Origin of the sequence: Neobacillus drentensis, from assembly GCF_036965645.1 — a bacterium.
In the GTDB taxonomy this organism is placed as follows: domain Bacteria; phylum Bacillota; class Bacilli; order Bacillales; family Cytobacillaceae; genus Neobacillus; species Neobacillus drentensis_D.
Map to the genome: position 1 here is coordinate 26,924 of NZ_JBALPZ010000053.1, position 11,089 is coordinate 38,012.

10 protein-coding genes are annotated in these 11,089 nt (G+C 39.1%); all 10 read left to right on the forward strand.

Annotated features, from left to right (window positions below):
- Positions 1 to 111: 111 nt before the first annotated feature.
- The 10 genes from rpsO (at position 112) to dapA (ending at position 10,763) form a co-directional block, all read left to right on the forward strand.
- Entirely contained in the window at positions 112 to 381 is a 270-nt protein-coding gene (gene rpsO, locus V7266_RS11115) for a 30S ribosomal protein S15 (RefSeq protein ID WP_024026799.1), read from the forward strand.
- Positions 382 to 601: 220 nt separating this feature from the next.
- Positions 602 to 2,719 (forward strand): polyribonucleotide nucleotidyltransferase, encoded by a 2,118-nt coding sequence (pnp, locus tag V7266_RS11120; RefSeq protein WP_335467955.1) that lies wholly within the window; start codon positions 602 to 604, stop codon positions 2,717 to 2,719.
- Positions 2,720 to 2,913: 194 nt separating this feature from the next.
- Positions 2,914 to 3,861, forward strand: coding sequence for a polysaccharide deacetylase family protein (locus V7266_RS11125; protein ID WP_335467956.1), 948 nt, complete (start codon positions 2,914 to 2,916; stop codon positions 3,859 to 3,861).
- A 235-nt stretch (positions 3,862 to 4,096) separates the two neighbouring features.
- Positions 4,097 to 5,335 (forward strand): M16 family metallopeptidase, encoded by a 1,239-nt coding sequence (locus V7266_RS11130; RefSeq protein WP_335467957.1) that lies wholly within the window; start codon positions 4,097 to 4,099, stop codon positions 5,333 to 5,335.
- A gap of 106 nt (positions 5,336 to 5,441) precedes the next feature.
- Positions 5,442 to 5,690, forward strand: coding sequence for a YlmC/YmxH family sporulation protein (locus tag V7266_RS11135; RefSeq protein ID WP_335467964.1), 249 nt, complete (start codon positions 5,442 to 5,444; stop codon positions 5,688 to 5,690).
- Between the two features lie 155 nt (positions 5,691 to 5,845).
- Positions 5,846 to 6,748: a dipicolinic acid synthetase subunit A gene (gene dpaA / locus V7266_RS11140; protein ID WP_335467958.1), complete on the forward strand. Its 903-nt coding sequence runs from the start codon at positions 5,846 to 5,848 to the stop codon at positions 6,746 to 6,748.
- Complete coding sequence (gene dpaB / locus V7266_RS11145; RefSeq protein WP_335467959.1) at positions 6,745 to 7,344, forward strand: dipicolinate synthase subunit B; 600 nt, start codon at positions 6,745 to 6,747, stop codon at positions 7,342 to 7,344. Before dpaA ends, dpaB begins: the two co-directional genes overlap by 4 nt.
- A 148-nt stretch (positions 7,345 to 7,492) precedes the next feature.
- Complete coding sequence (gene asd / locus V7266_RS11150) at positions 7,493 to 8,542, forward strand: aspartate-semialdehyde dehydrogenase (RefSeq protein WP_335467960.1); 1,050 nt, start codon at positions 7,493 to 7,495, stop codon at positions 8,540 to 8,542.
- A 32-nt stretch (positions 8,543 to 8,574) separates the two neighbouring features.
- Positions 8,575 to 9,810 carry an aspartate kinase gene (dapG, locus tag V7266_RS11155; RefSeq protein WP_335467961.1) on the forward strand — a complete coding sequence of 412 codons (1,236 nt, stop codon included), beginning with the start codon at positions 8,575 to 8,577 and terminating at the stop codon, positions 9,808 to 9,810.
- An 80-nt stretch (positions 9,811 to 9,890) separates the two neighbouring features.
- Positions 9,891 to 10,763, forward strand: a complete 873-nt coding sequence (dapA, locus tag V7266_RS11160) for a 4-hydroxy-tetrahydrodipicolinate synthase (RefSeq protein ID WP_335467962.1) — start codon at positions 9,891 to 9,893, stop codon at positions 10,761 to 10,763.
- Positions 10,764 to 11,089 lie beyond the last annotated feature (326 nt).

Consider the following 11,089-nt stretch of genomic DNA (forward strand, 5'->3'; position numbering starts at 1 on the left):
GTAAAACCATGTATTCTTAAATACGTATTAAAACAAACCTTTACTTGGCAAGTCGAGTCTCCGACGCTTGCTCGGTAACAGGGGATATGAAAATTTTAGGAGGTGAACCGGATGGCAATCACTCAAGAACGTAAAAATGAACTTATCAATGAGTACAAAACTCATGAAAGCGACACTGGATCTGCAGAAGTTCAAATCGCTGTCCTTACAGAATCAATCAATAATTTGAACGAGCACTTACGTACACACAAGAAAGATCACCACTCACGTCGCGGTCTTTTGAAAATGGTAGGTAAACGTCGTAATCTTTTAACTTTCTTACGTAATAAAGATGTTCAACGTTACCGTGTGTTAATTAATAAGCTTGGTCTACGTCGTTAGTAACAGAAGCGGGATTTTTCCCGCTTTTTTGTTAGCAAAAAAAACATTTTTTTATACATAATTTTAAGTCTAAGCTTTTCTGTGCATACTATTAATAATTTGGTTTAAACAATAAGCTTTAAAGGCTTTTTTTATATGAGTGAGAATTAGTTGATGATTAACCGAGAGGGCTTTCTTTCGTATCATCCTTCTAAGGATTTAGTTAGAGAGGGGTAATAATATGGAACAAATAAAACATGAATATTCTATGGATTGGGCCGGCCGGAAATTAACAATTGAGATTGGCCAGTTAGCGAAACAAGCGAACGGTGCCGTTTTAGTTCGTTATGGAGATACAGCTGTATTAAGTACTGCTACAGCATCAAAAGAACCAAAAAACCTCGACTTTTTTCCATTAACCGTTAACTACGAAGAACGTTTATATGCGGTTGGTAAAATTCCTGGCGGTTTTATTAAACGTGAAGGACGACCAAGTGAAAAGGCTATTTTAGCCAGCCGTTTGATTGACCGTCCAATCCGTCCGCTTTTTGCTGATGGTTTTCGAAATGATGTTCAAGTCATTAGTATTGTCATGAGTGTGGATCAAGATTGTTCAACTGAAATGGCCGCTATGTTCGGTTCTTCATTGGCACTGAGTACCTCCGATATCCCATTTGAGGGACCAATCGCTGGTGTAGTCGTAGGACGTGTAAATAACGAGTTTGTTATTAATCCAACCGTTGAACAGGCAGAAAAAAGTGATATCCACTTAACCGTAGCTGGGACAAAGGATGCCATTAACATGGTTGAAGCCGGTGCTTTGGAAGTACCGGAAGAAATCATGCTTGAAGCGATCATGTTCGGTCATGATGAAATCAAACGCTTAATTGAGTTCCAAGAAAAAATTGTAGCCGAAGTGGGTAAAGAAAAAAGAGAAATTACTTTATATGAAATTGATCAAGAACTTGAAGCCGAGGTTAGAGAAATTTGTGAAGCCGACATGGTAAAGGCCATTCAGGTTCAAGAAAAACATGCCCGTGAGGATGCTATTAAAGAGGTTAAAAACCAAGTTATTGCGAGATACGAGGAACACGAAGCGACAGAAGAAGATTTGAAGCAGGTAAAGCAAATTTTGGACAAGATGGTTAAGGGTGAAGTCCGCCGTTTGATTACAGTTGAAAAGGTTCGTCCAGACGGCCGTAAAATTGATGAAATTCGTCCATTATCCTCACAGGTAAGTATTCTGCCTCGTACACATGGTTCAGGCTTATTTACCCGCGGACAGACTCAAGCTTTAAGTATTTGTACCCTAGGGGCGATGGGGGATGTTCAAATCCTTGATGGTTTAGGAATCGAAGAAGAAAAACGTTTTATGCATCATTATAACTTTCCTTCCTTTAGTGTAGGGGAAACAGGTCCAATTCGTGGTCCAGGCCGTCGTGAAATTGGACATGGTGCACTTGGTGAGCGTGCCCTTGAACCAGTTATTCCATCTGAGAAGGATTTCCCATATACGATCCGACTTGTTTCTGAGGTACTTGAATCCAATGGTTCGACTTCTCAGGCAAGTATTTGTGCAAGTACATTAGCCATGATGGATGCGGGGGTTCCTATCAAAGCTCCTGTTGCCGGGATCGCCATGGGATTGGTTAAATCAGGTGAACACTATACTGTATTATCCGATATTCAAGGTATGGAAGACCACCTTGGTGACATGGACTTTAAGGTTGCTGGAACAGCTAAAGGCGTTACAGCTCTTCAAATGGATATAAAAATTGCGGGTCTTTCCCGTGAGATTTTAGAGGAAGCCCTGCAGCAAGCAAAAGTAGGGAGAATGCATATTTTAGATTCCATGCTTGCTACAATTACAGAACCAAGAACAGAGCTATCTCAATTTGCACCGAAAATCTTAACGATGACCATCAATCCAGATAAAATTCGTGATGTTATTGGACCAAGTGGTAAACAGATCAATAAGATTATTGAAGAAACTGGAGTAAAAATTGATATCGAACAAGATGGTACCGTCTTTATTGCCTCCACTAATCAAGAAATGAACCAAAAGGCGAAGAAAATTATTGAAGATATCGTTCGTGAAGTACAAGTAGGCGAAATGTATCTTGGTAAGGTCAAGCGTATTGAAAAGTTTGGTGCCTTTGTTGAAATTTTTGCTGGAAAAGATGGACTGGTTCATATTTCTGAACTTGCCGAAGAGCGGGTAGGAAAAGTGGAAGATGTCGTAAAAATTGGCGATGAAATTTTGGTTAAGGTTACAGAAATTGATAAGCAAGGCCGAGTAAACCTGTCTCGGAAAGCTATCTTAAAAGAACAGCGTGAAAAAGCTGAAGAAAAACAGTAATTTTGTGTTAAATCATATTGAAAAAGTCAGGGAATTCCCTGGCTTTTTCTGCTATACGGGAATTGTGTTTTATATTTCACTTGTTGAAAATGAAAAATTGACCTGATTGGGCGCCTGAACAATACTCTTCCGTTCATCTTTTGTTCTACCTTGTCCCCATTAGACATACTCTTTATGGAAGGGGGAATGGTAGAGTGAAGAAAGCTGGAATTTTAATTATTATTTGTTTGGCTGCTTGGTTTTGTGTCAACAATCCCATTGTTGAAAATTATATAGCATCTTTAACAGAATCTGCACTTCCAGTGGTGAAGCAGACAGATCCTCTATATCAAAAAATAGAAAAAAATGCACATACATATGAAGTTCTGCCTTCCGATGCAAAGATTGATCCTGTTTGGAAGGCCATTCCTGGATATAATGGACTAAAAGTTGATATAGCTGCGTCTTATAAAAAGATGAAGAAAAAAGGCGAATTTGATGAGAAAAAGCTTGTTTTTGTCCAAACGACACCCAAGGTACACTTAGAAAATTTACCTCCTACACCGATTTATAAGGGCCATCCTGATAAACCGATGGTATCCTTTATAATAAATGTAGCGTGGGGAAATGAGTATTTATCCGAAATGCTTGCAACATTAAAAAGGCATAACGTATCAGCAACTTTTTTCCTTGAAGGTAACTGGACAAAAAAAAATCCAGAACTTGCCAAAATGATTGTTAGTGCAGGGCATGAGGTAGGAAACCATTCTTATTCACATCCAGATATGAGCCGACTGACGGCCGCAAAGGCAAGAGAACAAATGGTTAAAACGAATGAAATTATTGAAGCTGCCACGGGAGAAAAAATTGTATGGTTTGCACCGCCAAGTGGGAGTTATCGGGATGAAACAGTTAAAATAGCGAGTGAGTTAAACATGAAGACTGTAATGTGGACGGTAGATACAGTTGATTGGCGAAAGCCGTCTCCTGACGTTTTGATTAATCGTGTTATGTCCAAAATAGACAAAGGCTCAATGGTACTCATGCACCCAACTGATTCTACAGCAAAAGCTCTGGATCGTTTAATCACGTTAATTGAAAAAAAGAATTTGCACATAGGAACGGTTAGTGAATTAATGGATGAGGAAAGAATAATAAAATAATGGTGGCAGCCTATCTCAGAAATTTGGAGAAAATACATGTAAGAAAGTATAATAAATAATTGGAGTAGTAGCGGAGCAATTTAATCCTACTAAACATAAGCAAGAAGACAACAGCTTTCAAAACTTAGTGGAAAATATTCTATAGGCGGGGGGCAGCTGCCTGTAAGTCCGAGAATTAAACAGAAAGGCATCCACTTGCTGTTTGAAGTTTCGCTGTATAGACAGGAGGAAGTCAATGATTAATAAGTATACTTGCCAAAATGGAGTTAGAATTGTTCTAGAAAATATCCCCACCGTTCGATCTGTAGCTATAGGTGTTTGGATTGGAACAGGGTCTAGGAATGAGGATCCTAAAACAAATGGTATTTCCCATTTCCTTGAGCACATGTTTTTCAAAGGAACGACCACAAGATCAGCAAAGGAAATCGCTGAATCATTTGATAGTATTGGCGGTCAAGTAAATGCCTTTACTTCAAAGGAGTATACTTGTTACTATGCAAAAGTACTTGATACACATTCTAAGTTTGCATTAGATGTGTTAGCTGACATGTTTTTTAACTCAACTTTTGTTGAAGAGGAATTAAATAAGGAACGGAATGTAGTCCTGGAAGAAATCAAAATGTATGAGGATACACCTGATGATATTGTCCATGATTTACTGAGCAGGGCAGTTTTCGAAGATCATCCGCTAGGATATCCGATACTAGGAACAGAAGAGACTTTAAATACATTTACAGGCGAGTCATTAAAGGAATACATTCGTCACCGTTATACGCCTGAAAATGTGGTTATCTCTATCGCTGGAAATGTTTCCGAAAGTTTTATTAAAGAAGTAGAAAATTATTTTGGATCATATCAGGGTGATACAAATGAAGCGCCAGAAAACATCCCTGTTTTTCATTCAAATAGGATTTCCAGAAAAAAAGAAACAGAGCAGGCTCACCTTTGTATCGGCTTTGAGGGGCTAAAAGTAGGGCATGAAGATGTTTATAGTTTGATTACTTTAAACAATATTTTAGGTGGCAGCATGAGCTCTAGGTTATTTCAAGAAGTACGTGAACAAAGAGGCCTAGCCTATTCTGTATTCTCCTATCATTCTGCATACCTAGATAGCGGGATTTTAACCGTTTACGGAGGAACGGGTGCTAAACAGCTGGATCTTTTATTTGAGACCATTCAAGAAACGTTAGATAAGTTAAAACAAGATGGTATTACCGAAAAGGAACTAACGAATAGTAAAGAACAATTAAAAGGCAGTTTAATGTTGAGCTTAGAGAGTACCAATAGTCGGATGAGCCGAAATGGGAAAAATGAGCTTCTTTTAAAACGTCATCGCTCACTTGATGAAATTATCGAGCAAATCGATGCCGTCTCCAAGAACAGTGTTGATGAAATGGCAAGGTCTATATTTAATGACAAATATTCCGTAACCCTCATTAGTCCGAGTGGTGAATTCCCAAATAAACTGTCTTAATCGAAGGAGGTATTCCCATTATTGAGAATACCTCTTCTTTATTATTCTAAAATTTGTCCTTCCCTTATAAACTAATAAAAAAGGGTGTGACAGGGGGCAGCTGATGATGAGGTTAAGTGAATTAAGCGGGAAAGAAATTGTCGATGTTAAAAAAGCTGAGCGTCTTGGTGTATTAGGACAAACAGATCTAGAAATAAATGAAAGCACAGGACAGATTCAGGCACTGCTGATACCTTCACTAAAATGGTTTGGTTTTCGAAAACAAGGAGAAGAAATCAGGGTACCATGGCATCACATTAAAAAAATTGGTTCGGATATGATTATTATTGATGTCCCGGAAGGCAATGGGGATTAGAAGAAAGCCCAAGCAAAATAACACTTGCTTGGGCTTTTTTTATTTCCTGTCATAGAAAACTCACCGAATGAACCACTCTTACATAAGATGTTGAAGTGAAAACAGTAAATGGAATTCCATGCAGGATTTATAAAAAAAAGAAGGTGAAAGTTTTCATGCTGACAGGGATGCAAATAGCCGTAATTGGCGGTGATGCCAGACAGCTGGAAATCATCCGTAGGTTAACAGAATTAGACGCGAGATTATCACTTATTGGCTTTGAACAGCTTGATCACGCTTTTACCGGTGCGGTCAAAGAAAAGCTTGATGAAGTTGATTTTTCTAATATGGACGCCATCATTTTACCTGTTCCTGGAACAAATTTAGAAGGCCAGGTAGAAACCATCTTTTCAAATGAAAAGGTTAATTTAACAAGTGATATCTTAAACAAAACTCCGGAACATTGTTCAATTTATTCAGGTATCACGAACTCTTATTTAAATGGGATAACCAAAGAGGCCAAACGAACCCTGATTCAATTATTTGAAAGGGATGATGTGGCCATTTATAATTCAATCCCAACTGTTGAAGGAACGATTATGATGGCGATTCAACATACAGACTTTACCATTCATGGCTCCAATGTAACAGTACTTGGTTTAGGTAGAGTTGGTATGAGTGTGGCGAGAACTTTTGCCGCACTGGGAGCAAAGGTAAAGGTTGGTGCAAGAAAGAGTGAGCATTTGGCAAGGATCACAGAAATGGGTTTGACTCCCTTCAACTTAAGTAATTTAGTTCATGAAGTAAAAGATTCCGATATCCTAATTAATACAGCACCACATCTAATTGTTACAGCGATGGTAATTTCAAAACTACCTGCCCATACCCTTATTATTGACCTTGCCTCAAAGCCTGGCGGGACTGATTTCAGATATGCAGAGAAAAGGGGTATAAAAGCACTGCTGGCACCTGGGTTACCAGGAATTGTAGCCCCAAAAACAGCTGGTCAAATTCTAGCCAATGTTCTAGCCCAACTGCTTCAGGAAGATTTAGGAAAGCGAAAGGGGAAAGTGAAATGAGTTTAAAAGGTAAAAGAATTGGCTTTGGTCTAACGGGCTCACATTGTACGTATGATGCTGTATTCCCGGAAATTGAAAAACTAGTTCAAGCCGGTGCAGAGGTATTGCCAGTTGTAACCTTTACCGTTCAAAATACAAATACACGTTTTGGCAAGGGGGAGGATTGGATTCAAAGAATTGAGGACTTGACGGGAAATAAGGTCATTGACTCAATTGTCAAAGCAGAGCCGTTAGGTCCCAAAATTCCTCTCGATTGCATGGTCATTGCACCCTTAACAGGTGTTTCAATGAGTAAGTTTGCGAATGCTATTAATGATAATCCTGTATTAATGGCTGCCAAGGCAACGTTAAGGAATTTAATGCCTGTTGTGCTTGGAATTTCAACCAATGATGCCTTAGGGTTAAATGGTGTCAATCTAATGAGGCTGATGGCAACCAAAAATATTTATTTTATTCCATATGGTCAAGACGACCCAGTGAAAAAGCCGAATTCAATGGTTGCAAGAATGACACTTTTAACGCAAACAATAGAAGCTGCTATTGAAGGGAAACAACTCCAGCCAGTTTTAGTAGAGAGATATAAAGATTCTGACTAAATTTCCCCACTTTCCGCTAAAAAAGGTTATTTCTTAATAAGAATATGTTAAAATAAATTAATCTTTCATCAGAGGGGTCAACCCCTTCTGATGTAAATTAAGAATAACCACTAAAGTTACAGTGCAGGATTGAAAGGGGAACTAGAAAATGAGTCAGCAAAAAGGTTTTCACGTTGCAGTGGTAGGAGCAACAGGAGCAGTTGGACAACAAATGATCCAAACATTGTTAAAAGAGAACTTCCCAATCAGCAAATTAACCCTACTATCATCAGCCCGTTCGGCTGGGAGAGTATTAGAAGTAAATGGCCAGGAAATTACGATTCAAGAAGCAAAACCTGAAAGCTTTGAAGGGGTTCAAATCGCGTTATTTAGTGCCGGAGGCGATGTGTCTAAAGAACTTGCTCCAGAGGCTGTTAAACGCGGTGCCATCGTCGTGGACAACACTAGCGCATTTAGAATGGATGTTGATAAGCCATTAGTTGTTCCAGAAGTAAACGAGGCAGATTTACATGAACATAATGGTATCATTGCTAATCCAAACTGCTCTACGATTCAAATGGTTGTAGCACTAGAACCTATCCGCCAAAAATTCGGCTTGAAAAAGATCATTGTATCTACCTATCAAGCAGTTTCCGGTGCAGGTGCTACTGCTGTTGAAGAATTAATGGATCAAACAAAATCTATTTTAGCCGGCGAAACAGTCGAGCCTAAAATTTTACCAGTAAAATCTGACAAAAATCATTATCAAATTGCTTTTAATGCAATCCCGCAAATTGATAAATTCCAAGAAAACGGATATACCTATGAAGAAATGAAAATGATTAATGAAACTAAAAAAATCATGCATTTACCGGATTTACAAGTTTCTGCAACTTGTGTAAGACTGCCAGTTGCTGTGGGACATTCAGAATCCGTTTATTTTGAAGTGGAAACCGAAGGCGTCAGTGCCCAGGAAATCAAGGCATTATTAAAGGATGCTCCTGGAGTTGTTTTACAGGATGATCCAGAAAATCAAGTCTATCCAATGCCTGCAAATTGCGTAGGGAAAAATGATGTGTTTGTAGGACGTATTAGAAAGGATATTGATGAAGACCGCGGCTTCCATATGTGGGTTGTTTCAGATAACTTACTTAAAGGAGCAGCATGGAATTCCGTTCAAATTGCTGAAAGGTTAGTAGAATTAGGTCTAGTTAAATAAGGCTACTTCGTAAAGGCAGGGTTTGGTGTTAGATGAAAATTATTGTTCAAAAATTTGGCGGGACATCTGTAAAAGATGAAGAGAGCAGAAAGCATGCGGAGGGCCATATTGAAAAAGCGTTAAGTGATGGTTACAAAGTGGTTGTTGTGGTTTCGGCCATGGGGAGAAAAGGAGACCCATACGCAACAGACACGTTATTATCATTAATTGGCGGTAATCTTAGCAAAATCTCCAAGAGGGAGCATGATCTTCTCCTTTCCTGTGGAGAGGTTATTTCAAGCGTTGTCTTCACGAATATGCTATTAGAGAGCGGAATCAACGCGACAGCCCTAACCGGAGCCCAAGCCGGCTTCCGTACCAATAATGACTATACAAATGCAAAAATTATGGAAATGAAATGTGACCGAATTTTAAGAGAATTAGAAACGAATGATGTTGTCGTTGTGGCAGGATTTCAAGGAGCTGCAAAAAATGGTGATGTGACCACAATTGGTCGTGGTGGAAGTGATACCTCGGCAGCAGCACTCGGTGCAGCTTTGAATGCGGAATGGATTGATATTTTTACAGACGTTGAAGGGATCATGACTGCCGACCCGCGTATTGCAGAAAATGCTCGGCCGCTTTCTGTTGTTACCTATACTGAGGTGTGTAATCTAGCTTATCAGGGAGCAAAAGTCATTCATCCTAGAGCGGTTGAGATTGCCATGCAGGCAAAAGTTCCTATTCGGATCCGTTCTACGTATTCTGATTCCCTAGGGACATTAGTTACTTCCATCAATAAAGAAAATCGTGGCAGTGATATTAAAGAACGTATGGTAACTGGAATCGCACATGTTTCAAATGTTACCCAAATAAAGGTTTTTGCTAAAAAGGATCAATATAACTTGCAGGCAGAAGTTTTTAAAGCAATGGCAAATGAAAAAATCAGTGTTGATTTTATCAATATCTCTCCGAACGGGGTTGTGTACACAGTTACAGATGAAATGACTGATCGAGCTATTCAGGTCCTAGAAGAATTAGGGCATGAACCGGTAGTTGAGCGCCATTGTGCAAAGGTTTCCGTTGTAGGTGCAGGAATTGCAGGAGTACCTGGAGTTACCTTTAAAATCGTAACAGCCTTATCAAATCATGGAATTCGTATTTTACAATCAGCAGACAGCCATACAACTATTTGGGTACTGGTTAAACAGGTGGACCTAGTTAAATCCGTTAATTCCTTGCATGATGCCTTTCAATTAGAGGATGAAACAGCCGAGTATGATCTCTAAGGATTTAGAGAAACAAAGTATTTAATGGAATGATGTGTTTGCAGCGGATAGGTTCCGATTGTATTGAAAGGAGTACTAAAATGGTTCATTTCGGGCGGGTATCAACAGCGATGGTAACCCCTTTTGATAAAAAAGGGCATATTGACTTTGGAAAAACTACTCAATTGGTTAATTTTTTAATTGATAATGGCACAGATTCCCTTGTGATTGCTGGAACGACTGGAGAATCACCTACGCTTTCCAAAGAAGAAAAGCTGGCTCTATTTGATCATGTTGTAAAAGTTGTAAAAAAACGTGTTCCAGTTATTGCTGGTACGGGAAGTAACAATACGTACGCCTCGATTGAATTAACCAAAAAGGCTGAGCAGCTTGGTGTCGATGCCATCATGGCAGTAGGCCCATATTATAATAAACCTAACCAAGAAGGTTTGTACCAGCATTTTAAGGCTATTGCAGAAGCCACAACACTTCCGATGATGGTTTATAATATTCCGGGCAGGTCATCTGTAACGATTCAGCCACAGACGGTGGTCCGGCTTTCTAAAATTCCTAATATAGTAGCAGTGAAGGAAGCCAGTGGAGACTTAAGTGCAATGACACATATTATAGCCAATACGGCTGACGATTTTGTCCTCTATAGCGGAGATGACAGTTTAACCATCCCTGTTTTATCGATTGGCGGCGCAGGGGTAATTTCAGTCGCATCACATGTAATCGGAAATGAATTACAAGATATGGTGAAAGCATTTTTTGATGGAGAATATGCTAAAGCTGCCAAGTTACATCAGCATTTGCTTCCACTCATGCAAGGGCTTTTTGCAGCACCAAGTCCCTCTCCTGTTAAAACTGCATTACAGATTAAGGGATTAGATGTCGGGCATGTACGCCTTCCACTTGTGGGGTTAACCGAACAAGAACGGACTACGCTCGTATCTCTTCTTAAACTTATATAAAGTGTCCAAGAGCTAATCGAATGTTCTGTTCGGTAAGCTCTTTTTTTATGAAAGGACCTCATGCTGCCTTAAAATACATGATTATTGGTTGTAAAGGTTTTCAGGTTTCAAGTATAATAATGATAACTGATCTTGGGTCGGCGATAGAAAAGGTGAAGATAGTTAATTGTTCATGCCATTTATGGTGGTTGCTTCACTAGGTTTTATTTGCAGTATCTATTTATTGTCAGCATAGGAGGAAACGGAAATTGGTAAAGATAAATAATTCATCCATTAAGTTTATTGCACTTGGTGTTATAGGAGAAATCGGAAAAAATATGTATCTT